Genomic DNA, 23,186 nt, shown 5'->3' on the forward strand with positions numbered 1-23,186 from the left:
TTGGCCAGCAGTGAGGCCATGATGTTGGCTTCGTCGTCGTTGGTGAGAGCGCAGAACACATCGGTGTTCTCGATGTTGGCCTTGAGCAGTTCGTCCCGGTCCGTGGCCAGGCCTTGGAGTACCACGGTCTGGTGCAGTTTCTCGCCCAGCCATTCCGCGCGACCGGGGCTGCGCTCGAGAATCTTCACGTTATAGCGGTGCTGGATGCTCTTGGCGAGCCGGTAGCCGATGTTGCCGCCGCCGGCAATGAGGACGCGCTTGTAGTTATGCTCCAGCCGGCGCAGTTCGCTCATCACCGCACGGATATCGTTCTTGGCGGCGATGAAAAAAACCTCGTCGTCCGCTTCGATTACCGTGTTGCCTTCCGGAATGATGGGCCGGCCGCGGCGGAAGATGGCCGCTACCCGGGTATCCACATTGGGCATGTGTTTGCGCAGTTCGCGCAGCTCGTTGCCCACCAGGGGGCCGCCGTAATAGGCGCGGACCGCCACCAGCTGTACCCGGCCACCGGCAAAGTTCACCACCTGCAGGGCGCCGGGGTGCTCGATGAGCCGCTTGATATAGTCGGTGACCACCTGCTCAGGGCTGATGATCACATCAATGGGCAGGGCGTTTTCATTGAACAGCTTGTCCGCCCGGCTGGTGTAGTGGGCGGTACGGATGCGGGCGATTTTCGAGGGGGTGCGGAACAGGGAGTAGGCCACCTGACAGGCGATCATGTTCACCTCGTCGGAATTGGTGACCGCGATCAGCATGTCCGCATCTTCCGCGCCGGCGTCCTTGAGCACCGCCGGGTAACAGCCCATGCCGCGCACGGTGCCGATATCCAGGCGGTCGCCCAGTTCGCGCAGCCGTTCCGCATCGGTATCGATGACGGTAATGTCGTTGCGCTCGTTGGCCAGGTTTTCGGCCAGGGTGCCGCCCACCTGGCCAGCACCGAGAATAATGATCTTCATGGACTACGCTAGCGCCCCCGATTCCTTGCGCAAACACGCCAGATAGAAACCGTCTGGCCCATGATGTTGCGGGAACAGCTGCCATCCCGCGCTCACCATTGTGGCCCCTTCCGGCCGTGGCGTCACATCCCGGGCCTGTGGCTGGCGTTGCAGGAAGGCGCTGACCTGGTGGTCGTTTTCGTCCCGCAGTACCGAACAGGTGGCATACACCAGCATGCCGCCGGGTTTGAGCAGCGGCCATAGTGCATCCAGCATGCGCGCTTGTAAATCAACCAGTGCAGGAATGTCCGACGCCTTGCGGTGCCATTTTACATCCGGCTGGCGGCGCAGGATGCCGGTGGCAGAGCAGGGGGCATCCAGCAGGATGGCATCGAAGGGGGTGCCGTCCCACCAACTCTGCGGGTCGCTGGCATCGCCCTGCAGCAGAGTGATGTCAGCGTTGAGGCGGGCCAGGTTTTCCCGGATGCGCGCCAGCCGCTTGCCTTCCAGTTCCAGGGCGACCACGTCGGCATCCGGGAATTTCTCACAGAGCTGCCCGGTTTTGCCGCCGGGGGCGGCACAGGCGTCGAGAATGCGGCCGCCAGGCGGGCATTGCAGCACCTCGCCGGGCAACTGGGCGGCTTCGTCCTGGACCGACAGGGCGCCCTGTTCAAAACCGGGCAGCTGGAATACCGGCCGCGCCGGGCTCAGGTAGATGCTCCAGGGGGACAGTTCGCCGGGGCGGGCGCCCTCGCCCAGGGCGGCAATGGCGCCGGCCCGCTGCTGGTGGCGGCGGTTGACCCGCAAGGTGAAGGGTGGCGTTTGCAGGTTGGCCCGGGCCATGGCTTCTGCGTCGGCGGGCCAATCCTGTTGCCAGCGTTTGAACAGCCAGTCCGGCAGGCTGAGGCGGATGTTGGGGCTGGCGTCGGCGACGGCATCGTCAATCGTCAGCTTGCTGGCCTTGCGCAGAATGGCATTGCTGAGCCCGGCGGCCCAGGGAGCTTTCAGTTTGCGACACAGCTGTGGGTAGGCATTGACGATGGCGTGGGCCGGGCGTTCGCTGAACCAGAGTTCGTAGAGCCCGGCCAGCAGGGCCAGTCGCACAGGTTGGGCGCTGGCTTTGAGGGGTTTGCCCAGTTGCTGGTTGAGCCAGTGGTTGAGGGGCCGAAGGTGCCGGCAGACGCCAAAGCAGATATCGCGCATCAGGCCGCCGTCGGCGCCCTGTAGGGGAAAGTCGCGCAGCACTTCGCGCAGGCTTTCCCCGTCGCCTTTGCCGGGTAGCACCCTGTTGAGGACGCGTACCGCGGTCAGGCGAGGGTCAGACGTTGTCAATGGAATCACCCAGCGGTTCGCCTGTCTTGAACAGATCCGGGTTGCCGCGAAGCAAATCGGCCACGGCCATGCGACGCTTGCCGGGCAATTGCAGTTCTTCAAGAATCAGGGTGCCATCGCCGGTGGCCACGTGGATGCCACTGTCGTCCACACCGAGAATATGGCCGGGCTCATCGTTATCCCGGCCAGGCTGCGGGCTTTCGCTGGCTTTCCAGATACGCATGGGCTGACCGTTCAGCGGTACCCAGCTCACCGGAAAGGGATTGAAGGCACGAATGCGGTTGTAGAGGGCGCGGGTGGGCAGGCGGAAATCCAGTCGCGCTTCGGCTTTGCTCAGTTTGTGGGCGTAGGTGACGCCGTCGTCCGGTTGCGCGGTAGCGTTGGCCAGGTAGTGCTCCAGATCGTTCAGTACCGTTACCAGCAGGCGGGCGCCCTGGGCGGCGAGTCGGTCGTGCAGCTCGCCACCCGTTTCGCTATCGCCAATCGGCAGGCTTTCGCTTAGCAACATGGGGCCGGTGTCCAGGCCCGCTTCCATCTGCATGATGGTGTTGCCGGTTTCGGTATCGCCCATGCTGATGGCGCGCTGGATGGGGGCCGCACCGCGCCAGCGCGGCAGCAGCGAGCCATGCACGTTGAGGCAGCCCAGGCGCGGTATATCCAGCACCGCCTGGGGGATGATCAAGCCGTAGGCCACCACGACCAGGGCATCCAGATTCAAATCACGCAGTTGCTGGCGGATGTCCTCGCCCTTCAGGTTTTCCGGCTGCAGCACGGGAATGCGTTGGCTTTCGGCCAGTACCTTGACCGGGCTTTGCTGCACTTTCTTGCCGCGCCCGGCGGCCCGGTCCGGCTGGGTGAGCACGGCAACCACCTGGTGGTCACTGTCGAGTACCGCCTGCAGGCTGGCGGCGGCGAAATCCGGGGTGCCGGCGAAGGCGAGACGTAAGGGTTTCAAGGTGAACCTCTGATGATTTGTGAGCGGCAAGCTTCAAGCTACAAGGTGCAAGGCGCGGATCAGGACGGTGCTAGCTGATATGCGCCCTGCCCGCGTTTAAAAGGACGATTCGCGATGCGAGCATCGCTTCCCACAACGGTGGAAGGTGCTGGGGCGCAAAGATTTTGCCTTTCCGTGCGGCTTGTTCCTTGTAGCTTGCAGCTGATTTTAAGCCTGCTGACGATGCAGTTTTTCCAGCTTCTTCTTGATGCGGTCGCGCTTCAGCCGGGAGACATAGTCCACGAACAGCTTGCCGTCCAGGTGGTCGATCTCGTGCTGGATGCAGGTGGCGAGCAGTTCGTCGGCTTCTTCCTCGAATTCGTTGCCGTCCCGATCCAGGGCCTTGATACGTACCCGGGCCGGGCGCTGCACTTTCTCGTAGAAGCCGGGCACAGACAGGCAGCCCTCTTCATAGGGGGCCACATCATCGGTGAGTGGGGTGATCTCCGGGTTGATGAAAACCCGAGGCTGGGACTGGTCCTCGGACAGGTCCATCACGATCAGCCGCTGATGTACGTTCACCTGGGTGGCCGCCAGGCCGATTCCGGGTGCGGCGTACATGGTTTCGAACATGTCGTCGATGAGATTGCGAAGCTCGTCATCCACCTTTTCCACCGGCTTTGCTACCGTGCGTAGCCGGGGGTCAGGGAATTCCAGTATTTCCAGTTTGGCCATGTACCTTCTCGGAAGTTGCGATAGCACTCGAATTTCGGTTGCTAAATATATGATCGCATTGCTAATATCCAAAAGAAACCGTGTCCGTAAAAACCGGCCCACGGCAGCTCTTGGGGATGAGTCCAATAATGATAAAAGGAATCCGATGATGATGAAATCGGTCCAGCGCGCCCTGGCCTTCGGGCTGTTAGTGTCTTTATCCGGCTTGGCGGCTGCCCAGGTCATGCTCAAAGAAGGGCATCCCGGCAAGTATTTCGTCAAGAATGGCGATACCCTTTGGGATATCAGCGCCCGTTTTCTGGAAGAACCCTGGCAATGGCCGGAGATCTGGCAGATCAATGAAGAAATCAGCAATCCCCATCTGATTTATCCCGGTGATGAGATTCGCCTGACCTATGTGAATGGCGAGCCGCGCCTGTCGGTAAAGCGTGGCGTGGAAGAAAAAGTGCTTCCCAACGGGACCGTCAAGCTCACGCCGAAAGTGCGTGAAATAGCCAACGACGAGGCGATCCCCGCGATTCCGGCTGGCGCCATTTCCGCCTATCTGAAAGAAGGTCTGGTGGTCAGCCGTCAGGAGATTGCCGAGGCTCCCTACGTCGTTGGGGGCCGTGATCGCCGGGTGATCTTCGGCGAAGGCGACACCGTTTATGCGCGGGATGCCCTGACCAAGTGGGAAGATCTGGATCAGAGCTACGGTATCTACCGCACCGGTGAGCAATATGTTGATCCGGATACCAATGAAGTACTGGGCTATGAAGCTCGCCAGATTGGTCTGGGCCGTGTAGCTGGTCATGAGGACGACATGGTGACCCTGCGGGTGACCAAGTCCAATGAAGATCTGCGTATTGATGACCGGCTGTTCTCCACCGAAGATCGCCGGGTTCGCTCCGTGCTTTACCCGTCAGCGCCGGATACCAAGATCGAAGCCAAGGTGATCCGTTTCTTTGACCGCATCAACAGCGTGGCCCGTAACGATGTGGTGGTGATCAACAAGGGCGAGCGTGACGGTCTGGAAGTGGGTAACGTGCTGGATGTGTTCGGCCAGGGTGAGGTGGTCCGTGATCGCCAGCGTGGCGACAAGGTACAGTTGCCCCGGGAAAGAACCGGCTCCATGGTGATTTTCCGTGTCTTCGACAAGGTCAGCTATGGCTTGATCATGGAGTCCCTGCGGCCTATTTACATGCATGATGTCGCCGAAAGTCCGGCGGGTAGCTACTGATTGAGTAAATTGCGGTAGCGCTCACCGCCGGAGCTGCGACTCCCTACAACCCGTCAAACGCACACAAGGAGGTGGGCGATGGACGGACAATACAAACGCCTGCTATTGCAGGCGTTGTTTTCCCCGTCATCTGCGGCCCTGGGCCGTGCGCTGAAACAGCAATCCATCGACCGCACTGCGCTGGCCGATTTCCTGCCACTGTTGCCAGCTGGCCTGAAAGAGCGCCGCAAGCTGCTGGACAACACCGGGTCGCTGACAGTCCATTACGAGCATCTGCGTGAGCAGGGCTGGCGCTGGCTGGCGCTCGGTGATGCGGATTATCCATCCCTGCTGGCCCAGATCCCGGATGCCCCCGGGGTGTTGGCGGTGCGCGGCAGCGTGGAGGCGCTCAATGCGCCCGGCCTGGCCATTGTCGGCGCGCGCAATGCCTCCGCGGACGGGCTGGATAACAGTCGTCGTTTTGCCCGGGATCTGGCCGGCAGCGGTTTTGTTATCGTCAGTGGTCTGGCTTTGGGTGTGGATGCTGCTGCGCACCGGGGTGCGATCAGTGCTGGCCGTACCGTGGCTGTCCTGGGCAGCGGGCCGGATCGTATCTACCCGCCCCGTAATGCGGTTCTGGCCGGGCAGATTGTGGAGGCTGACGGTGCCCTGGTAACGGAATTTGCGCCTGGCGCGCCACCTCTTCCGGCCCAGTTCCCCCTGCGTAATCGGGTCATAAGTGGCCTGAGCCTCGGTACCATTGTGGTGGAAGCGGCTATCAAGAGCGGTTCCCTGATCACTGCACGTACGGCCCTGACACAAGGGCGTGAGGTGTTCGCCATTCCCGGCAGTATCCACAATCCTCTGAGCAAAGGCTGCCACCAGCTTTTGCGTGATGGTGCCAACTGGCTGGAATCGCGGGAGGACATTTTTCATGCCTTCGGTGACTTCCGGCGCAGCGTGGAAGCGGCTGGTGTTGATAAGCCGGATCTACCCGAGTTGCTTAAGCATCTGACCGGCGGCCTCAATTCCCTGGACGCCCTCCAGGAACGCACAGGCCTGCCGATAACTGACCTGGCCGGGCAGCTTTCCGAGCTGGAACTGGAAGGCTGGGTGGAAAGGGTGACCGGGGGCTACCTGAAACGCAGCGGCGCGGCCTAGCCACGTTCACTCTTCAGGGGCCGATGGCTCCTGAAGGGTTTCCCGGATTTGACCTTTTCTGGCCAGGGGCGGAATGTTGAAGGCATCAGGACGTCCGTGTTCGAGGTGTGCCATGTTCGAGATCTATGTGCCCTTGTTGAGAGGACAGGGAGAGTGGCGTGCGGTGGAGGCAGTTCATGTGGGCGGCAGGCGCTACCGGATTATCGGCACCATGCCGGAAGACGAAGAGTGGGCGTTCACGCCGGGCGAGGAAGTGGAGTGTGAAACCAGCGAAGTGAAAAAAGGAAAAAAGGCGCTGACAGCGAAACGTGTTACGCCGGTGCCACTTTAGATTGTCGTCTACGGCGTAATCTCGGCTCTCCCTTGAGCCGGCTTGTCATGCAGGGTATTTTCCCGTCTTTCCTTCCAGGGTGAGTTCGTCATGTACCAGCATCTGCACAGCGCGGCACAGATTATCCAGGCGGGTGGCGTGGTGGCTTATCCCACCGAGTCGGTTTACGGCCTGGGCTGCGATCCTTTCAATGAAGAAGCGGTATCGCGTCTGTTGGCTATCAAGGAGCGACCGGTGAGCAAGGGCCTGATTCTGATCGGCGCAGACCTGGAGCAACTGGAACCTTATATTCGCCTCACCGATAGCCAGCGTAAGCAAGTGGCAGGGCAATGGCCGGCACCGCTGACCTATCTGGTTGACGCCGCCGATAGCGTGCCCGCGTGGGTGCGCGGCGCCTTTAGCAAAGTGGCGGTGCGAGTACCGGATCACCCCCTGGCTCGGGACCTGTGTCGGGCGGTAGGTCAGCCGATCATTTCCACCAGTGCCAATATCAGTGGTCGCCCGGCGGCTCGCAATCAGTTCCAGGTGGCCCGCCAGCTTGGCGAGCGGCTGGACTTTATTGTCAGCGGCGCCTGTGACCGGGCCGCCAAACCCTCTACCATTATTGATCTGGAAAGTGGCCGCACCTTGCGCGCTTAAGCCAAGTATTCGAACCGGGAGACGGCATGTCAGAGGTATCACTGCAGGCGGTGAAGGACTACCTGCTGGGCCTTCAGGATCACATTTGCGAGGAACTGGCCAAGGAAGATGGCAGCGCCACCTTCCGTGAAGACAGTTGGGACCGGGAGCAGGGTGGCGGTGGCCGCAGCCGGGTGCTGGAAAACGGTGCCGTGATTGAAAAGGGCGGCGTCAATTTTTCCCATGTGTTCGGCAATCAGTTGCCTCCGTCTGCCACCGCAGCGCGCCCGGAATTGGCGGGCCGCAGCTTTCAGGCGATGGGGGTGTCGCTGGTGATTCACCCGAAGAACCCTTACGTACCCACCAGTCATGCCAATGTCCGTTTCTTTGTCGCCGAAAAAGAGGGCGAAGACCCGGTGTGGTGGTTTGGTGGCGGTTTTGATCTGACGCCCTTCTACGGTTTCGAAGAGGATGTGGTGCATTGGCACCAGACCGCCAAGGAGGCCTGCGACCCTTTCGGTGAAGAGATCTACCCGGAATTCAAAAGCTGGTGCGATGACTACTTCTATATCAAACATCGTGACGAGCCCCGTGGCGTTGGCGGCCTGTTTTTCGATGACCTGAATCGCTTCGATTTCGACACCAGTTTTGCGCTGATGCGTAGCGTCGGTGATGCCTATATCCAGGCCTACCGCCCCATCGTGGCGCGGCGAAAAGACCATGAGTATGGTGACAGGGAGCGCCAGTTCCAGCTCTATCGGCGTGGTCGCTATGTGGAATTCAACCTGGTCTACGATCGCGGCACCATCTTCGGGTTACAGTCCGGCGGGCGTACCGAATCCATCCTCATGTCCCTGCCGCCACTGGTGCGCTGGGACTATGACTGGCATCCGCAGCCGGATAGTGCGGAAATTGAGCTCTACCAGAAATTTCTGATTCATCGGGAGTGGTTATGACGACCCTGTATTGTGTGTTCGGCAATCCGGTGGCCCATTCCCGGTCGCCGGATATTCATCATGCCTTTGCTGCCCAGCGCGGCGATGATCTGCGTTATGAAAAGCGCGAAGCGCCGCTGGATGACTTTGCCGGCGCTGTAAACGCTTTTCATGAAGAAGGAGGCCTGGGGGCCAATGTGACCGTGCCCTTCAAGGAGCAGGCCTTCGAGCTGTGCGATGCTGTGACCGAACGCGCCGGCCAGGCGGGGGCAGTGAATACCCTGTGGTGGGATGGCGACAAGCTCCATGGTGACAACACCGATGGTGCCGCCATGGTGAAAGATATCCGCGATAACCAGGGCTGGGCCATTCAGGGCAAGCGGGTGCTGGTGCTGGGTGCCGGCGGTGCGGTGCGCGGTGTCATGGGTCCGTTGCTGGCAGAAGCGCCGACGCTGGTGCGCATTGCCAATCGCACGGAAGACAAGGCCGCTATCCTGGCTCGCGGTTTTATGGATGGCACGAACCCGCCGGTGCTGGGTAGCGGACTGGATAACCTGAGCGGGCAATTCGATCTGGTCATCAATGCCATCTCTGCCGGACTTCATGGCGAGATGCCGACTCTGCCAGAGGGCCTGCTGGCAGAAGGCGCCGTGGCCTACGACATGGTGTATGGCAGCGAGCCCACCCCTTTCATGGTCTGGGCGCAACAACAGGGCGCGGCAGCTACCGCCGATGGTTTGGGCATGCTGGTGGAGCAGGCCGCAGAAGCCTTTGAAATCTGGCGTGGCTGGCGTCCGGACAGCGCGCCGATCATTGCCGGGCTGCGCTAGCACGCCATGACGGAAAGTGCGGTAATGAGTGAAGTGCTGTTTGCCTCCATGGTCAGTCTGGGCATGGTGTTGACCACAGTGACACTGCACTACTGGACGCTGGCGGGATTGTCCGCACTACTCAAGCGCTGGTCAGATTTCCGCGGCGAGATCCTGCTGGTGGTAATGGTCATGTTTGTCGCCCATATGGTGGAAGTAACGCTTTATGCGTGGGTCTACCTGATTCTGGACCACGGGGATACCGCCATGAACCTGGCCGGTGCGGTAGATGGCAGTTTCCTGGATCACCTGTATTTTTCCACCGCTTGCTACACCTCACTGGGCCTTGGTGATCTGTATCCTCTTGGGACGTTGCGACTGATCGCCGGGGTAGAGGCGCTTAACGGACTGATACTGATCACCTGGTCCGCATCGTTTGCCTTTCTGGTCATGCAGCGGCGGTGGCGTTTCTGATGTGGATAGCGGGTGCGATGCCGTTCCCCGAAAGAGGTATGGGTATGTCCTCGCGCCTTCTGTTGATACTTACCTGTCTGCTGCCGCTGGCGACTGAGGCATCCACCTTCGGTTTTTCCTGGGATAACGATCTGTTTGTCGGTTCCGATGGTCAGTACACCAATGGCGTGCGCATCAGCTGGGTGGGTGATGCACACGAGCACTGCGACCGAAATGGCACCTTCACCTGCGGCCTTGCCGCCGCTCTGGACCCGCTACCCGGCATCAGCCTGGCTGATGAAAAGCATGCTCTGACCCTGAGCCTTGAACAGATCATGATTACCCCGTCGGATATAAGTCGCGAAACGCCGGACTTTAATGATCTGCCCTATGTGGGCTACAGCAATCTGGAGTTGGGCCTGTTCAGCTGGAACGGCAACAGCCTGTTCGGCTATGGCGTACGGGTTGGCATCGTGGGTCCGGATTCTGGCGCAGAACAGTCACAGAAAGTGGTACACAAGATCACCGGTTCCGAGGAGCCCCAGGGCTGGGATAATCAGCTTGGTCATGATGCTATTGGCGGCGCTTACTTTCTCCACGCCCATCGCCTGTTCCGCTATCTTCAGGGTCCGTTGCAAAGTGAAGTGGGTTACGCCTGGGGCGTAGACGCCAACAACTTTAGCGGCACAGCCAAAGCCGGTGGGTTCTGGCGTATTGGTCAGAATCTACCGCGAAACTTTATCCCCGACTACGCCGGTATCGGCACCGCTGGGTCCCTGGTGGGCTTGTTCGATGGGGAGGGGTTTGGCTGGGAAATCTTCTTCGCCAGTTTCGGGGAGTACATAGCCTACTCCTACCTGGAAGAAAACAGTGGCCCCTATAATGTGGAGTCCCGTGACGGCATTCTCGGGCTGGTGCTCGGTGGCGGCATCAGCCTGGACGATTTCTCATTCACCCTCACGCTTCAGGGGTCTTCATCACCGATTCGAAAAAGCGACGATATTTTGAGCTTTGGGAATATGTCGTTTATGTGGAGAATTTGAATCGCAGCTCAGCCCGCCAGATAGCGATCCTTCAGACGCACATAATTCCCGGCCACATATGGCAAAAACTGCTTTTCTTCATCGCTGAGTGGGCGCACCTGGCGAGCCGGTTGACCCCGATAAAGGTACCCGCTCTCCAGGCGCTTGCCGGGGCCAACCAGGGATCCGGCGGCAACAATCACGTCGTCTTCCACCACCGCACCATCCATGATGATTGCCTGCATGCCCACCATTACCCGGTTGCCCAGGCTGCAACCGTGCAGCATGGCCTGGTGGGCGAGGGTGACATCGTCACCGATCTGCAGGGCGAAGCCGCCGGGGTTGAAACGGGAGTCGTGGGTGATATGCAGCACGGCATTGTCCTGAATGCTGACCCGGGCGCCGATGCGGATGGCATGCATATCTCCGCGAATGACGGCCCGCGGCCATACGGAGCAATCGTCACCCAGCACCACATCGCCGATCACGGTAGCATCCGGGTCCACAAATACGCGTTCCCCCAATTGCGGGGCCTTGTCTTCAAAGCGGCGAATCCCCATCACTGATAAACTCGATAGTTGAATGTGATCGTCAGGGAGGCCCATGAACAAGCCGCCCACCCGTATACTGATTGCCATACTGATCTTGCTTGGCGTTTTCCTGCTGAGCAAGTGGCTGATTTTCCAGACGCTGTTGCAACCGGACGAGACGACTCGCCAGCGCTTGCCGGCAGCGCAGACAGAACCAGGACAGGACACCCATGAGCAACAACCCGCTGATTGACTACCCGGAACTGCCGCCGTTTTCAAAAATCCAGCCGGAGCATGTACTGCCCGCTGTGGAGCAACTGGTGGCGGATGGCCGAGCGCGCATCCAGCAGGTGCTGGCGGAGGGCAAATTCGATTACGCCCATCTGGTGCAGGCCCTGGATGAGGAAGACGATCGCCTGGGCAAGGCCTTCGGGCCCGCCGGGCATCTCAATGCGGTGGCCCAGAATGAGGCGTTGCGTAATGCCTACAACAGCTGCCTGCCGCTGCTCAGCGAGTATGGCACCGAGGTGGGCCAGAACGCGCAGCTGTGTGCCGCCTACCAGACCCTGCGTGACAGTGATGAATGGAGCTCGCTCAGCGAAGCCCAGCAGAAAGACATTGAAAATACCTTGCGAGATTTCCGTCTCTCCGGGGTGGATCTGCCGGAGGACAAGAAAGCGCAGTACATGGCCAATTCCAAGCGGCTCTCTGAACTGACCAGCAAATTTTCCGACAACACCCTGGATGCCACCCAGGCCTGGACCAAACACATTAGCGATGAGGCGGAACTGGATGGGCTGCCGGACAGCGCCAAAGCCGGTGCTGCTGACCGGGCAAAGGCCGACGGTAAGGACGGCTGGTTGTTGACGCTGGATGCGCCGGTCTTTATTGCCGTCATGAGCCACTGCAAGAATGCCGAGCTGCGCAAGGAAATGTATGTGGCCTGGACCACCAAGGCCTCTGACCAGGGTCCCCAGGCTGGCCAGTTCGACAACTCCGCCATCATGGATGAAATCCTCAAATTGCGGCACGACCAGGCGCAACTGCTGGGGTTTGCCAACTTTGCTGAAGAGTCCCTGGCCACCAAGATGGCCCGGGATGTGAACGAGGTGATTCAGTTCCTCGAAGACCTGGCCAAGCGGGCCAAGCCTCAGGCGGAACAGGAACTGGCAGCACTCAGAGCCTTTGCGGCCGAAAAGGGGGCCGATGATCTGAACCCCTGGGATATCGGTTTCTGGAGCGAGCGGCTGCGTGAAGAGCGTTACAGCATTTCCGAGGAAGAGCTGCGTCCCTGGTTCCCGGCGGATACCGTGATTAACGGCATGTTTGCCGTGGTCGGCAAACTGTTCGGGATTCAATTCCGTCAGCGTGATGATGTGGATCTGTGGCACGAAGATGCACGTTTCTACGAACTGGTGGATGACGATGGCAGCGTGCGCGCGGCCTTCTATCTGGATATGTATGCGCGCACCGGCAAGCGGGGTGGCGCCTGGATGGATGACGCCCGCATTCGTCGTCGTCGTCCGGATGGTAGCCTGCAAACCCCGGTGGCCTACCTGACCTGCAACTTTGCTCCGCCCGCCGGTGGCAAACCGGGACTGTTGACTCACGATGAAGTGGTCACCCTGTTCCACGAGTTCGGCCATGGCCTGCACCACATGCTTACCGAGCAGGATGTGTCCGGTATTTCCGGCATCAACGGGGTGGCCTGGGATGCGGTGGAGCTTCCCAGCCAGTTTCTGGAAAACTGGTGCTGGACTGAAGAAGGCATCGCCCTGATTTCCGGCCACTATGAAACCGGTGAACCCCTGCCCAAGGAAAAGCTGGACAAAATGCTGGCCGCAAAGAATTTCCAGGGCGCCATGCAGATGGTGCGGCAGCTGGAGTTCTCCCTGTTCGACATGCGTATTCACGCGGAGTACCAGGAAGGGCTGGATATCTATCAGGTCCTGAAAGAGGTGCGTGAGCAGGTGGCAGTAATTCAGCCGCCCGCGTTCAACCGCTTTCCCAACAGCTTCGGGCACATTTTTGCCGGCGGCTATGCGGCGGGTTATTACAGCTACAAATGGGCAGAAGTGCTCTCCGCGGATGCCTATTCCCGCTTCGAGGAAGAAGGCGAGTTCAACGAAGACACCGGCCGTGCCTTCCGCAGCGAAATTCTCGCCAAGGGTGGCAGCCGCGAACCCATGGAGCTGTTCAAGGCCTTCCGCGGCCGCGAGCCCAGTGTGGAACCGCTACTGCGTCATTGCGGCATCAGCGGTTAGAAGATTTCACCGTAGGAGCGGTGCTCGAGCCGCGAATGTGCTTGCGAAAGCTTTCCCAAGTAATGTTCGCGGCTCGAGCGCCGCTCCTGCGGAGGGATAGGGAGCAATCATGAAACGCCAATTTATTGCCGGGGCTACCTGTCCGGAATGCGGACAGATGGACAAGATCCAGCGCGTCATCGACGGTGACAAGCAGTGGATGGAATGCGTTGCTTGCGGCGCCACCAAGGATCTGGATGCCAAGCCACCGGAAACCACAGATGCCCTGGCCAGGCCGGTCACCCTGCAGCCGGCAAAGAAATAAGCGTGTTTCTGTAGAGGAATCGCTTGTAGCGCGAACAAACCTGTTTCGAATTGCCAGATACGAATGGCGATGGACGTAAGCAAACCGTTGTTGCTCTTCGCAACAGGCGTTTCGCTATGTGGCTGGTTCTGAATCAAAAAAACGGGCCGCGAAAGCGGCCCGTAGCGTTTTGCCTGCAGCGTCAAGATGCGAGGGGGTTATTTCTCCACAAAGGCCCGCTCGATGACATACTCCCCCAGCTCGCCGCCACGGGTTTCCCTGAAGCCCCACCCATCGAGAATCGCCTGGGTATCCTTGAGCATGGCCGGGCTGCCGCACAGCATGAAGCGATCGTTCTCCAGGCTCGGTGTGGGCAGACCCAGGTCTGCGAAGATCTTGCCGCTGGTCATCAGGTCGGTGAGTCGGCCCTGGTTGCGGAAGGGTTCGCGGGTCACCGTCGGGTAGTAGAGCAGTTTGCCTTTGACAAATTCACCGAAGAATTCGTTGTTGGGCAGCTCGCTCTGAATGGTGTCCTGATAGGCCAGCTCGGACACGTGGCGCACCCCGTGGGTGAGGATCACACGGTCGTACTGGTCGTAGACTTCCGGGTCCTTGATGATGCTCATGAAAGGCGCCAGCCCCGTGCCGGTGGAGAGCAGCCACAGGTTCTTGCCGGGCAGCAGGTGGTCGGCCACCAGGGTGCCGGTGGGCTTGCGGCTCACATAGATCTTGTCGCCCGGCTGGATGTTCTGCAGCTGGGAGGTGAGCGGGCCGTCCGGCACCTTGATGCTGAAGAACTCCAGTTCTTCTTCATAGTTGGCGCTGGCGATGGAGTAGGCGCGCAACAGCGGGCGGCCGTTGTCCTGTTCCAGGCCGATCATGGTGAAGTGGCCATTCTTGAAACGGAAACCCGGGTCGCGGCTGGTGGTGAAGCTGAACAGGGTGTCGTTCCAGTGGCGCACGCTGGTGACGGTTTCAGTATTCAAATTAGACATAATTAATTCAGCGCTTATTCCAAAACTCCAGATGATGGAAATTTAATCGAAACGGGTTTATCGGTAAAATGGGTAATTCCGATGTATTATATCGGTATTATCAATATATGGACCGAAGAGAGCACCCATGAAATTTACCCTGCGCCAGCTTCAGGTCTTCCTGGCCACGGCGCACCACGAGAACATCAGCAAGGCGGCGGAGAGTCTGAGCATGAGCCAGTCCGCCGCCTCCGGGGCGCTCAAGGAGCTGGAAGCCCTGTACGACCTGAAGTTCTTCGAGCGCGCCGGCAAGCGGCTCAAGCTCAATGAGCTGGGGCGCCAGTTCTGGCCCCGGGCGGAGGCTCTGCTGGCCCAGGCCCGTGAGCTGGAAGCCGACCTGCTCAGTCATCGGGATCTGGGGCGCCTGAATGTGGGGGCCACGCTGACCATCGGCAACTATCTGGCGGTGGGTATCATGGCCGATTACATGGCGGAACAGCCCGGCGCCCGGGTGCATCTGGAGGTGGCTAACACCCGGACCATCGTGGAGCGTGTGCTGGCCTTCGAGCTGGATCTGGGTCTGATCGAGGGCGAACTGAATCACCCGGATCTGGAGCTGCTGCCCTGGCGAGAGGACGAGCTGGTGGTGTTCTGCAGTCCGGACCATCCTCTTGCCGGTAAGGAAGCACTTACCGACGAAGACTTGCGGGCGGCCCACTGGATTGTTCGCGAATCCGGATCCGGCACCCGGCAGACCTTCGAACGCGGCCTGCATGGGCTGGTGCCGAAGCTGGATCTGGCCCTGGAACTGGAGCATACCGAGGCCATCAAGCGGGCGGTGGAAGCCGGACTGGGCATCAGCTGCCTGTCCCGGGTGTGTCTGCGCGAAGCCTTCAAGCGCGGTTCGCTGGTGGAATTGCCGGTGCCCCACCGGGATTTCAGCCGTGATTTCTACTTTGTGCTGCATCGCCAGAAGTACCGCAGCCCGGGCATTGAGAGGTGGCTGGAACTATGTCGCGCGTCCGCAGGATAACCCGTTACAGCCTGATCGGGCTGGCACTGCTGCTGACGCTCGGGCTGTTGCTGCCGGAGGGGCGGCAGGTTCCCGTACAGGGCGCCGATACCAGTGACTGGCATCCACAGACGTTCTGGTATCACCCCTGGGGCAAGTCCGGGGTGCACAAGGGCGTGGATATTTTTGCGGCCACCGGCACACCGGTGCTGGCCAGCAGCGGCGGCCTGGTGTTATTTCGCGGCGAACTGGCCCGGGGTGGCAGGGTCGTTCTGGTGCTGGGTCCCCGCTGGCGGCTTCACTATTATGCGCATCTGGCAGACATAGCCGAGACCGGGCCCTGGTTATGGGCGGGGGAGCCGGTAGGCTCTGTGGGCAGCAGTGGCAATGCGGCGGGCAAGCCGCCCCATCTGCATTATTCCCTGGTCAGTCTGTTGCCGCTGGCGTGGAAGGCTGATGGGGCGCCCCAGGGCTGGAAAAAGATGTTCTACCTCAATCCACTGAGGCATTTCGATGTGCGCTAACCCGTTTAACAGGGAGTTGTCGTGAAACAGGAATGGCAGTCGTTCTGGCTGGCCGTGGGCTTTCTGACCCGGATTCCCATGCCGGTGAAGATCGATTATTCCCAGAGCCTGATGAATCGTTCCAGCCTCTACTTTCCGCTGGTGGGTTTGCTGCTGGGAGGGCTCTATGGAGCGCTCTTTGCTGGCCTGGCCGTGTTCTGGAGCCTGCCGGTATGTATCGGTCTGGTGCTGGCCTTCCATCTCTGGATTACCGGGGCCTTCCACGAGGATGGCCTGGCGGACAGCATGGATGCTCTGGGCGGCGGCTACACGGTGGCGCGGCGGCTGGAGATCATGAAGGACAGCCGTATCGGCACCTATGGCGCGGTGGCGCTGATAGTGGCGCTGGGTCTGAAGGCGTTGTTGCTGATGGATGCCGACCCGGTCTGGCTGGCCCTGCTGATGACGCCGGCCATCAGCCGCCTGACGCCCTTGCTGCTGATGCGTTTCCTGCCCTATGTGACCGATCCGGATACCAGTAAAAGCAAACCGGTGGCGGAAGCCTTCAGTGGGCAACGGCTGCTGTTGGCTGCGCTGTTCACCGTTGTAGTGGCGTTGCTGTTTTCCGTGTGGCTGCCTGCCTTATTGGCGGTGGTGCTGGTGGCGTTGCTGTGGGGCGCCAGCCTGAAGCGGCAGCTCGGTGGCTATACCGGGGATGCGCTGGGGGCCAGCGTGGTGTTTACCGAATTGGTGTTTTTGTTGGCCCTGACTCTCTAGGGAACAGTTGGCCGCAGCCGCTAGCCACCATACCAACCCCGCGTCCAGCCGGAATATTCGATGGAAGGATGGATGACGCCTGCGGCTCATCCACCCCCGGGCTTCCATCAGGGGTTCAGGTATTTATCGCGCACAATGCCGTCGAGTTTTTCATAGGGAATCGTTAGCTCAGGCTGCCCCATGGCGTAGGGAGCAATGTGGTAAACATTGTAGTGCAGCACCAGGCCGTCCTTGCCGAAGTAGACATTGTCGGTGCGATCGAAGGGCCAGCTGTCGCGAAAGGTCTGATCCAGCTCTTCCTTGTCCAGCCATTGCCGGTGCTGGTGTCGGGCCAGCTCCCAGAAAGCCTGTTGTTGACCAGGTTCCAGCAGGTCTGAAAGGGTCAGTTTTTGCTTGCGGACCAGATCCCAGTGAAAGTACTGCACGCCGGGCTGGCCATGGGCGCCACCGGTGTATTCGTAACTGTCCATGCGCAGGGTGAGCAGGTCGCCCCGGCGGGTCTGTCGCTTGATGGAAGCATTCAGCTCCCAGCCTTGTTTGGAGGCCATGGCCATGTCTGACGCATCGGCGAGGAAGGCATCCACCAGGCTTTCGATAGTGCCGTCATGGGGGGTGCTGCCCTGGTTCTGAACCAGCATGCCGGCCAGTTGGGTGGTGATCGCCTCATTCAGGGTCGGCTGGTTTTCAAAGGTGACCCAGGCCAGGTCCACTTTCGGGCAGCCGTCGCCCTGGCACTGTTCATCCGTTTTTTCCAGGGTATGAAGAACGCGCACCAGCTCGCCGGTATGCCCCTTGGCCTCCCCGGTTTGGGAGGCAGTGGTGCCCTGTTGTGCGCCAGACGGGTCGGCATCCTGATTGTTGTTATCACAACCTGCCAGCAGAGCTACTGCGAGCAGGAACACAAATGTCATGCGCATGGGATCGCCTTTTAGGAAAACTCGGGATGCGGGCATTTAACGGCAGGCGCCTTGCCTTTTGCAACCACGGACCTATGCTGGCCGGGTTTACTGACACTGCATTGATGGGAGAAACGCAATGAGCTTCTGGACGGTTTACCTTTCCGGGGAGATTCACACCGATTGGCGTGAGCGGATCATTCAGGGTTGTGCCGAGAAAGAGCTGGATATCGAATTTACCGGCCCGGTGACCGATCACGAAGCCAGCGACAAGGTGGGGGTAAACATTCTCGGTGCGGAAGAAAAACGCTTCTGGGAAGACCGCCTGGGAGCGGGTATCAACGGTATCCGCACTCGCAAGCTGATCGACGAGGCGGATCTGGTGATTGTCCGGTTCGGGCCCAAATACAAGCAGTGGAATGCGGCCTTCGATGCGGGCTACACCGCTGCTCTGGGCACGCCGATGATCATTCTTCACGATGAAGAACACGACCATCCTCTCAAGGAAGTGGATGCGGCCGCCGATGCTGTGGCACGCACCCCCGAACAGGTGGTGGAGATGCTGGTTTATATCCTCAACGCCTGACAGGCAATGGGGCCAGGGCTCGCCAATAATGGCCGACCCTGGCCTGTTTTACCGCTTTTTTCATCTCTTCAGGAGCATTCTCCGCATTCTGCTTGTCCTACCGGGTGAAAGGTACTAACAGGCAATTCAAGGAGTGTTCCAATGACACACCGTTTACTCGCAGCTGCCGCGCTCATGCTGGTGACAACGTCCATTTCCTGGGCAAATACCGAAGGGGTGCCGAATGTGAAGACGCCGGATCCCGAGAAAGTCGCCACCCAGATGGAAGACACACTGGAAGAGATTCAGGCATTCACGGTGGAGCAGAAAAACGAAGCCATGCGTGCCGCCCGCCATGCGCTGGATGACCTGGATAGACAGATCACGTTGCTGCAAAGCGAGATCGACAGCCGCTGGCAGGATCTTTCCCAGCAGGCACGGCTGGACAAACAGTCCGCTATGGCTACCCTGAAAAAACAGCGTGCAGAGCTGGAAGCCAGCTACCAGGCATTGCAGCAGGCCAGTGCGGACAACTGGGAGGCTGCCAAGGTGAAATTCTCCCAGGGCTGGGAAGCCGTCAAACAGAGTTGGCAGGCGCTGAATGCACCTGCAGCACAAAGCCCGGATAGCTCTGAGGAAAACTGAGCGCCGTTAAGGATACAGGGAGGAGCTGGCATGCTGACATTGATTCCCTTCGACGATGAGCGGGTGGTCGGGGCAAAAATTTCCGGCAAAATTACCCGCCCGGAATTCGATGCCGTGGCAGCCGCGTTGGAGGCAGCCCTGGCAAGGCACGATAAGGTGCGTTTCTATGTTGAAATGGAAACCTTTGGTGGTGTGGCCATGGATGCCCTTTTCGAGGACCTGAAGTTCGGTTTGCGTCACTGGCAACAGTTCGAACGTGAGGCCGTGGTCACCGATCGAGACTGGATGCGGCGTTTGGCGCTGCTGGCCGATAAGCTGTTGCCTTCCATTGAGGTAAAGGTTTTTGCCGGTGATGACGTGGACACTGCCAAAGCATGGATCTGCGCGGACTGACCGCACCATTGTGGTGCCGCACCCGCAGATAAAAAAGAAGGGCCATCCGGCCCTTCGTTGATTTCTCCTTCCTGTGCATTCGGCATGCGCACCTGCAGGTCCTCAAATTCGTCCAGCGCCTGGCGCCAGTCCATACGGGGCCGGGTCTGTTCTCTGCCGGATTGATGAGCGCCGCCCTTGCGCATTAGTGGATCCATTGCCGCCCAGTTACGTAGCGGTTTGGGGCCTTTTGCCATTGTCGTTTTCCTTTTCAAGTCAGACAGTTGCTGTCTGGTAGTGGGAATCCTCCCGACTCAGTCTGGCTGCATCTGGAGGGCGGCGCGATACTACGCCGCAGCTTCGCGATTCACTAGCGCCGGCAGATAAAAAAAACGTTATAAATAATGGCTGACAGCGTTGTCCGCCGCTTGCCGGCCGAGGCCGCCGTGCCTGGCATCCTGGCCGATGACTTTTGGCCTGTGAGGGAGGTGGTACCGGTCTTCGGTTATGGGGATACTGGACGTTCCCGGCCGACAAGCCACGCCTGGCCACTATCTCCCGCCGGGCCGACCAAGGAAGAGGAAAGCCAATGACAGGGGTGTCACCGGCAGAGCGGCGTAGGATCAGCCTGACGGCAATCGGCGAGTTTCTGCTTGTCATTCTGTTTGTAGTCAGTCTGCCGGTACTGTTTATCTGGACGCTGTGGCTGTTCTGGGCGGTGCTGGCGACTGCCCTGGTGCTGGGTTTGCTGGTACGGGGTGTGGCGCTGTTGCTGATGGGGTCGGAGCTTCGAGGCCATACCCTGGCAACCCTGATTCTGACTTTCTGCCTTCTTACTATCTCTGTTGCCTTTCCCATTTATTATCTTATCTACAAGGTGGAGGCGGACCCTCCCCTGTTGCCCAACGTGGTGCTAACCAACGGGGAAAAGACGGTGGTTTTCCAGGGCATGGTCCATGTGGGCATGGAAAGCTTCTACAAATCCGTGGTCTATGACCTGGAGTCCGCCCTGCAATCCGGTTACCGGCTTTACTACGAGGGCATTCGCCCTTCGCCGGGGGAAGGAGACGACTGGTACAGCGCAAACGGGGCTGGTGGTGGCGACCTGGCGGATCACTTCAGGGCGCTGGCGGATGCTTGCGGGGTGACCTTTCAGGTGGATTATTTTTCGCTGATGGAAAAATCAGCCCGGCGTAATCCAGACCGCCATGTGGTGGCTGATGTAACTACCCTGGAGATGAAGCAGGAATATCAGCGCCTAATCGAAACCGATCCGGAATTTGACGAGAGGATGCGCCGCCGCGGCAAGCTTCCCGAGCCTCGGCCGCCGAATCTGGTAGATCGCCTGCTGGATTGGCATGCCAAGGCTAACGAGCCCCAGCGGGAACTGATCGGTGTGCTGTGCCGTGGCTTTATCGCCATCGCGCTGGATGAAGACAATATCCGTGACAGGGATCTGGACAAGGTGGTACTGGATTTCCGCAACCGCAAACTGGTGGAGCGGTTGCTGGCGGATCCTGCCAGAAAAATCCACATTACCTACGGGGCGGCACATCTTCCCGGTGTGGTGGCCCTGCTGCGCGAACGGGACCCGGACTGGAAAATTCTCTCGGTAAAATGGGTGCGTGGCCTGGCGACACCGGAAAACTGGGAGGGGACACTGGATGTTCCGCTTATGCCAGTGGAGAAAGCATCACCCTGAATCAGAACCATGGCTGTAGAGGCTGTGAATTTTCCTCTTGTTGGAATCTACTCATTATCGTCTTCAAGGTTTTGTCGCCGATACCTGCCCGGTGACACTCCTTCCCATCGTACAAATGCCCGCGAGAAAGAACTTTGCTCGGTGTAGCCAACCATGCCAGCAATATCTGACAGACCGAGTCGTGATTCCCGCAGATAATTTGTTGCCAGGGTGTGGCGGGTCTGATCAAGAAGGGTCTGAAAAGATATACGATGTGTCCGTAGTCGTCTTTGCATTGAACGGGCTGAAATCCCGTTTTCCGCAGCGAGATTTTCCAGTGAAGGCTGGTTACGGGTAATCATCTGTAATAGTTGTTTTCGGTAATGCCCTATTTCCTCATCCTCCAGTGCCAGCTTCCTGAGCTGTTGTTTCGCCTGATTATCAAGAATGTCATGGAGGTATGGGTCTGTTTTGGGGATAGGGGAGAACAGGTTTTTAACAGGGAAAACCAGTTTCGGCATTGCCTGATTAAATGAAACGTCACAATCAAAAAACTGTTCATAGGTGCCCCGGTTTGAGGGAGGGGGGCCAACAAATTCCACTGAGGACGGAAATACAGGTTTCTGGTTAATCGCCTGAATCAACTTGAGGGTAGTGCCAAGCCCCAGCTCATCCCATAACTGACCACTCCAGCCATGTTCGAGAGGCCAGCATAAGACAAGATGATCCTCCTCAATATTTGCTTTTACCGGATTCATTTCAGAAATCAGGACGTGATAGCGCTGCCCTTTGGCGAGAGCGTCCATGACATTGTTGCTGCTGAGAAGAAGGTAACCAACCGCTCCCAGATACCGTAACGAGAACTGGCTGGCCACAGAGAGGCCGAAGGCGGAGTCTTGAGCCGCGCGGGCCCCTTTTTCCAGCATGTCTTTCCAGCGATCTTCCGCTATTCGACTCCCTGCTTTTGGCATCTTGCCCAATAGTTTCTCGGCCGCAATCCCCCGACTTGCCAGGTGGTCGAAAAGCAGATGTGAGTAAGTGGCATCAATGCAGCGCATGAGTGTCGTGATTTGCTAAAAGATGTCCGATTCTGGCAAGACGGCAACCCCGCATCAAAGTCATATTTGTATATATCCTGTGGTGGATTTGTCGGAGTGGATATGCAAATAAAAAGACGTTGTCGATTGGTGCTCAAGGGTCTTCTATGGATCCCGGTTGCCTTTCTGTTCGGGTGTGGTGGTGGCAATGGCGGGAGCAGCACGCCCCCCGAGAGCCAGAATAATGTTGTCCAAGAGCAGGAGAGACCCGATAACACTCAGCCAGTGGATGCCCGATCCCGTTGTGATGACAAGGTTTCCGAAGGAAGGCTGGGTCAGGTTGGGCGGTGGGTGATCGATGCGGACTGTCGGGTGGTAATTCTTCAGGGGGTGAACCAGATCAGTAAGCTGCCGCCCTATACACCCGAGGCGATCGGGTTTGGAGAGGATGACCTGAACTATATTGCTAGTCAGGGTTTCAACACCATTAGGTTGGGATTCATCTGGAAGGCGTTTGAGCCTGAGCCGGGCCAGTACGATACCGATTATCTGGAGTCGTTATACCGTACCGCCCAGGCGGCATCCGATGCCGGTCTGTGGGTATTGTTTGATTTTCATCAGGATATGTATAACGAGAAATTCAGCGGGGAGGGCTTTCCCGACTGGACGGTGTTTGATGACGGCTTGCCGAACCAGCCTGATTTCGGCTTTCCAGGTAATTATTTCCTGATGCCCGCATTGTGGCGAGCCTATGATCATTTTCTGGATAACGACCAGGATCTGGCAGGCCGGCCTATGCATGAGGCCTTCGCCGAAGCCTGGCGTCGGGTGGCTTCCCGAATCAAGGATGTGGACAGGTTGCTGGGTTATGACTTGTGGAACGAGCCTTTCCCGGGTTCTGCATTGGCGCTCTGTGCCAACCCGCTGGGTTGCCTGCTGACAGATCAAGACAAAAAACTCACCGCTGTCAGCCGCCTGGCTGCCGATGCGGTGCGGGAAGAAGATGATACGGCAATTATTTTTTATGAGCCCTTCGTCACCTTTAATAATGGTGCAGACACGGCACACGATGGCGTGGGCGATGATGTCAGGGCAGGCATGTCTTTTCATAATTACTGTTTGGCGAAAACGCCGGGATTGCCGGGCCTCCCTCTTAGTGATGCAGGGTGTGGGCTCGAAGAGCA

The 23,186-nt window shown here is 59.0% G+C and carries 27 protein-coding genes; 19 read left to right on the forward strand and 8 right to left on the reverse strand.

Annotated features, from left to right (window positions below; translation table 11 throughout):
• From trkA to def, 4 genes are all read right to left on the reverse strand, one after another.
• Positions 1–956, reverse strand: a 956-nt coding sequence (gene trkA, locus HUJ17_RS15035) for a Trk system potassium transporter TrkA (protein ID WP_290511455.1), incomplete at its 3' end; no start/stop codon positions are given.
• A 3-nt stretch (positions 957–959) separates the two neighbouring features.
• Positions 960–2,267: a 16S rRNA (cytosine(967)-C(5))-methyltransferase RsmB gene (gene rsmB / locus HUJ17_RS15040; RefSeq protein ID WP_290511456.1), complete on the reverse strand. Its 1,308-nt coding sequence runs from the start codon at positions 2,265–2,267 to the stop codon at positions 960–962.
• Positions 2,254–3,222, reverse strand: a complete 969-nt coding sequence (fmt, locus tag HUJ17_RS15045) for a methionyl-tRNA formyltransferase (protein ID WP_290511457.1) — start codon at positions 3,220–3,222, stop codon at positions 2,254–2,256. The genes rsmB and fmt overlap by 14 nt, the downstream gene beginning before the upstream one ends.
• A 207-nt stretch (positions 3,223–3,429) precedes the next feature.
• Positions 3,430–3,936 carry a peptide deformylase gene (gene def / locus HUJ17_RS15050; RefSeq protein WP_290511458.1) on the reverse strand — a complete coding sequence of 169 codons (507 nt, stop codon included), beginning with the start codon at positions 3,934–3,936 and terminating at the stop codon, positions 3,430–3,432.
• Between the two features lie 148 nt (positions 3,937–4,084).
• Between def and HUJ17_RS15055 the strand changes: the two genes are divergently transcribed.
• The 8 genes from HUJ17_RS15055 to HUJ17_RS15090 all read left to right on the forward strand — a co-directional run bounded on the left by HUJ17_RS15055 (position 4,085) and on the right by HUJ17_RS15090 (position 10,484).
• A complete protein-coding gene (locus tag HUJ17_RS15055) occupies positions 4,085–5,155 on the forward strand; it encodes a LysM domain-containing protein (RefSeq protein WP_290511459.1) in 1,071 nt (356 codons plus the stop codon).
• 78 nt (positions 5,156–5,233) lie between these two features.
• Positions 5,234–6,295: a DNA-processing protein DprA gene (gene dprA / locus HUJ17_RS15060; protein WP_290511460.1), complete on the forward strand. Its 1,062-nt coding sequence runs from the start codon at positions 5,234–5,236 to the stop codon at positions 6,293–6,295.
• A gap of 112 nt (positions 6,296–6,407) precedes the next feature.
• The gene (locus HUJ17_RS15065; RefSeq protein ID WP_290511461.1) at positions 6,408–6,626 is read left to right on the forward strand and encodes a hypothetical protein; all 219 of its coding nucleotides are present in this window, start codon (positions 6,408–6,410) and stop codon (positions 6,624–6,626) included.
• A 90-nt stretch (positions 6,627–6,716) separates the two neighbouring features.
• Positions 6,717–7,265: an L-threonylcarbamoyladenylate synthase gene (locus HUJ17_RS15070; RefSeq protein WP_290511462.1), complete on the forward strand. Its 549-nt coding sequence runs from the start codon at positions 6,717–6,719 to the stop codon at positions 7,263–7,265.
• A gap of 26 nt (positions 7,266–7,291) precedes the next feature.
• Positions 7,292–8,200 carry an oxygen-dependent coproporphyrinogen oxidase gene (gene hemF, locus HUJ17_RS15075; RefSeq protein WP_290511463.1) on the forward strand — a complete coding sequence of 303 codons (909 nt, stop codon included), beginning with the start codon at positions 7,292–7,294 and terminating at the stop codon, positions 8,198–8,200.
• A complete protein-coding gene (gene aroE / locus HUJ17_RS15080) occupies positions 8,197–9,009 on the forward strand; it encodes a shikimate dehydrogenase (protein WP_290511464.1) in 813 nt (270 codons plus the stop codon). Before hemF ends, aroE begins: the two co-directional genes overlap by 4 nt.
• Before the next feature lie 24 nt (positions 9,010–9,033).
• Entirely contained in the window at positions 9,034–9,462 is a 429-nt protein-coding gene (locus HUJ17_RS15085) for an ion channel (protein WP_290511465.1), read from the forward strand.
• Between the two features lie 44 nt (positions 9,463–9,506).
• Positions 9,507–10,484, forward strand: a complete 978-nt coding sequence (locus tag HUJ17_RS15090; protein WP_290511466.1) for a lipid A deacylase LpxR family protein — start codon at positions 9,507–9,509, stop codon at positions 10,482–10,484.
• Between the two features lie 8 nt (positions 10,485–10,492).
• On the opposite strand, the gene HUJ17_RS15095 is transcribed toward HUJ17_RS15090, so the two are convergent.
• A complete protein-coding gene (locus HUJ17_RS15095; protein ID WP_290511491.1) occupies positions 10,493–11,023 on the reverse strand; it encodes a gamma carbonic anhydrase family protein in 531 nt (176 codons plus the stop codon).
• Positions 11,024–11,066: 43 nt separating this feature from the next.
• Between HUJ17_RS15095 and HUJ17_RS15100 the strand changes: the two genes are divergently transcribed.
• The 3 genes from HUJ17_RS15100 to HUJ17_RS15110 all read left to right on the forward strand — a co-directional run bounded on the left by HUJ17_RS15100 (position 11,067) and on the right by HUJ17_RS15110 (position 13,561).
• Positions 11,067–11,246: a hypothetical protein gene (locus HUJ17_RS15100; RefSeq protein ID WP_290511467.1), complete on the forward strand. Its 180-nt coding sequence runs from the start codon at positions 11,067–11,069 to the stop codon at positions 11,244–11,246.
• Complete coding sequence (prlC, locus tag HUJ17_RS15105) at positions 11,224–13,257, forward strand: oligopeptidase A (RefSeq protein ID WP_290511468.1); 2,034 nt, start codon at positions 11,224–11,226, stop codon at positions 13,255–13,257. Before HUJ17_RS15100 ends, prlC begins: the two co-directional genes overlap by 23 nt.
• A gap of 109 nt (positions 13,258–13,366) precedes the next feature.
• The gene (locus tag HUJ17_RS15110) at positions 13,367–13,561 is read left to right on the forward strand and encodes a YheV family putative metal-binding protein (protein WP_290511469.1); all 195 of its coding nucleotides are present in this window, start codon (positions 13,367–13,369) and stop codon (positions 13,559–13,561) included.
• Positions 13,562–13,758: 197 nt separating this feature from the next.
• Here the strand turns inward: HUJ17_RS15110 and HUJ17_RS15115 are convergent, their stop codons facing one another.
• A complete protein-coding gene (locus HUJ17_RS15115; RefSeq protein WP_290511470.1) occupies positions 13,759–14,535 on the reverse strand; it encodes a ferredoxin--NADP reductase in 777 nt (258 codons plus the stop codon).
• 127 nt (positions 14,536–14,662) lie between these two features.
• Between HUJ17_RS15115 and HUJ17_RS15120 the strand changes: the two genes are divergently transcribed.
• Genes HUJ17_RS15120 through cobS form a run of 3 tightly spaced genes read left to right on the forward strand, consistent with a single transcriptional unit; the run spans position 14,663 to position 16,806 of the window.
• Positions 14,663–15,547: a LysR family transcriptional regulator gene (locus HUJ17_RS15120; RefSeq protein WP_290511471.1), complete on the forward strand. Its 885-nt coding sequence runs from the start codon at positions 14,663–14,665 to the stop codon at positions 15,545–15,547.
• Positions 15,526–16,050, forward strand: coding sequence for a M23 family metallopeptidase (locus HUJ17_RS15125; RefSeq protein WP_290511472.1), 525 nt, complete (start codon positions 15,526–15,528; stop codon positions 16,048–16,050). The genes HUJ17_RS15120 and HUJ17_RS15125 overlap by 22 nt, the downstream gene beginning before the upstream one ends.
• Positions 16,051–16,071: 21 nt before the next feature.
• Complete coding sequence (gene cobS, locus HUJ17_RS15130; protein ID WP_290511473.1) at positions 16,072–16,806, forward strand: adenosylcobinamide-GDP ribazoletransferase; 735 nt, start codon at positions 16,072–16,074, stop codon at positions 16,804–16,806.
• A gap of 107 nt (positions 16,807–16,913) precedes the next feature.
• Here cobS and HUJ17_RS15135 read toward each other — a convergent pair whose 3' ends face one another.
• Positions 16,914–17,723, reverse strand: coding sequence for a DUF3298 and DUF4163 domain-containing protein (locus HUJ17_RS15135; protein WP_290511474.1), 810 nt, complete (start codon positions 17,721–17,723; stop codon positions 16,914–16,916).
• 118 nt (positions 17,724–17,841) lie between these two features.
• Between HUJ17_RS15135 and HUJ17_RS15140 the strand changes: the two genes are divergently transcribed.
• From HUJ17_RS15140 to HUJ17_RS15155, 4 genes are all read left to right on the forward strand, one after another.
• Entirely contained in the window at positions 17,842–18,288 is a 447-nt protein-coding gene (locus HUJ17_RS15140; protein WP_290511475.1) for a YtoQ family protein, read from the forward strand.
• 141 nt (positions 18,289–18,429) lie between these two features.
• Positions 18,430–18,912, forward strand: a complete 483-nt coding sequence (locus HUJ17_RS15145) for a hypothetical protein (protein ID WP_290511476.1) — start codon at positions 18,430–18,432, stop codon at positions 18,910–18,912.
• Between the two features lie 30 nt (positions 18,913–18,942).
• Positions 18,943–19,305 (forward strand): STAS/SEC14 domain-containing protein, encoded by a 363-nt coding sequence (locus tag HUJ17_RS15150; RefSeq protein WP_290511477.1) that lies wholly within the window; start codon positions 18,943–18,945, stop codon positions 19,303–19,305.
• A gap of 568 nt (positions 19,306–19,873) precedes the next feature.
• The gene (locus HUJ17_RS15155) at positions 19,874–20,986 is read left to right on the forward strand and encodes a hypothetical protein (protein WP_290511478.1); all 1,113 of its coding nucleotides are present in this window, start codon (positions 19,874–19,876) and stop codon (positions 20,984–20,986) included.
• A gap of 47 nt (positions 20,987–21,033) precedes the next feature.
• On the opposite strand, the gene HUJ17_RS15160 is transcribed toward HUJ17_RS15155, so the two are convergent.
• The gene (locus tag HUJ17_RS15160; RefSeq protein ID WP_290511479.1) at positions 21,034–22,023 is read right to left on the reverse strand and encodes an AraC family transcriptional regulator; all 990 of its coding nucleotides are present in this window, start codon (positions 22,021–22,023) and stop codon (positions 21,034–21,036) included.
• Positions 22,024–22,125: 102 nt separating this feature from the next.
• Here HUJ17_RS15160 and HUJ17_RS15165 point away from each other — a divergent pair.
• Positions 22,126–23,186, forward strand: a 1,061-nt coding sequence (locus HUJ17_RS15165; protein ID WP_290511492.1) for a cellulase family glycosylhydrolase, incomplete at its 3' end; no start/stop codon positions are given.

This window comes from Alcanivorax sp. (assembly GCF_014762765.1).
In the GTDB taxonomy this organism is placed as follows: Bacteria; Pseudomonadota; Gammaproteobacteria; order Pseudomonadales; family Alcanivoracaceae; genus Alcanivorax.

Bases quoted from the DNA above. Each gene is read 5' to 3' on its own strand.
- HUJ17_RS15085 (WP_290511465.1), top strand. From the start codon at position 9,034: ATGAGTGAAGTGCTGTTTGCCTCCATGGTCAGTCTGGGCATGGTGTTG.
- def (WP_290511458.1), bottom strand. From the start codon at position 3,936: ATGGCCAAACTGGAAATACTGGAATTCCCTGACCCCCGGCTACGCACG.
- HUJ17_RS15110 (WP_290511469.1), top strand. From the start codon at position 13,367: ATGAAACGCCAATTTATTGCCGGGGCTACCTGTCCGGAATGCGGACAG.
- HUJ17_RS15140 (WP_290511475.1), top strand. From the start codon at position 17,842: ATGAGCTTCTGGACGGTTTACCTTTCCGGGGAGATTCACACCGATTGG.
- HUJ17_RS15135 (WP_290511474.1), bottom strand. From the start codon at position 17,723: ATGCGCATGACATTTGTGTTCCTGCTCGCAGTAGCTCTGCTGGCAGGT.
- prlC (WP_290511468.1), top strand. From the start codon at position 11,224: ATGAGCAACAACCCGCTGATTGACTACCCGGAACTGCCGCCGTTTTCA.
- HUJ17_RS15115 (WP_290511470.1), bottom strand. From the start codon at position 14,535: ATGTCTAATTTGAATACTGAAACCGTCACCAGCGTGCGCCACTGGAAC.
- hemF (WP_290511463.1), top strand. From the start codon at position 7,292: ATGTCAGAGGTATCACTGCAGGCGGTGAAGGACTACCTGCTGGGCCTT.
- HUJ17_RS15160 (WP_290511479.1), bottom strand. From the start codon at position 22,023: ATGCGCTGCATTGATGCCACTTACTCACATCTGCTTTTCGACCACCTG.
- HUJ17_RS15070 (WP_290511462.1), top strand. From the start codon at position 6,717: ATGTACCAGCATCTGCACAGCGCGGCACAGATTATCCAGGCGGGTGGC.
- dprA (WP_290511460.1), top strand. From the start codon at position 5,234: ATGGACGGACAATACAAACGCCTGCTATTGCAGGCGTTGTTTTCCCCG.
- HUJ17_RS15095 (WP_290511491.1), bottom strand. From the start codon at position 11,023: ATGGGGATTCGCCGCTTTGAAGACAAGGCCCCGCAATTGGGGGAACGC.
- HUJ17_RS15155 (WP_290511478.1), top strand. From the start codon at position 19,874: ATGACAGGGGTGTCACCGGCAGAGCGGCGTAGGATCAGCCTGACGGCA.
- HUJ17_RS15090 (WP_290511466.1), top strand. From the start codon at position 9,507: ATGTCCTCGCGCCTTCTGTTGATACTTACCTGTCTGCTGCCGCTGGCG.
- HUJ17_RS15150 (WP_290511477.1), top strand. From the start codon at position 18,943: ATGCTGACATTGATTCCCTTCGACGATGAGCGGGTGGTCGGGGCAAAA.
- HUJ17_RS15065 (WP_290511461.1), top strand. From the start codon at position 6,408: ATGTTCGAGATCTATGTGCCCTTGTTGAGAGGACAGGGAGAGTGGCGT.
- HUJ17_RS15055 (WP_290511459.1), top strand. From the start codon at position 4,085: ATGATGAAATCGGTCCAGCGCGCCCTGGCCTTCGGGCTGTTAGTGTCT.
- HUJ17_RS15100 (WP_290511467.1), top strand. From the start codon at position 11,067: ATGAACAAGCCGCCCACCCGTATACTGATTGCCATACTGATCTTGCTT.
- HUJ17_RS15145 (WP_290511476.1), top strand. From the start codon at position 18,430: ATGACACACCGTTTACTCGCAGCTGCCGCGCTCATGCTGGTGACAACG.
- HUJ17_RS15125 (WP_290511472.1), top strand. From the start codon at position 15,526: ATGTCGCGCGTCCGCAGGATAACCCGTTACAGCCTGATCGGGCTGGCA.
- HUJ17_RS15120 (WP_290511471.1), top strand. From the start codon at position 14,663: ATGAAATTTACCCTGCGCCAGCTTCAGGTCTTCCTGGCCACGGCGCAC.
- aroE (WP_290511464.1), top strand. From the start codon at position 8,197: ATGACGACCCTGTATTGTGTGTTCGGCAATCCGGTGGCCCATTCCCGG.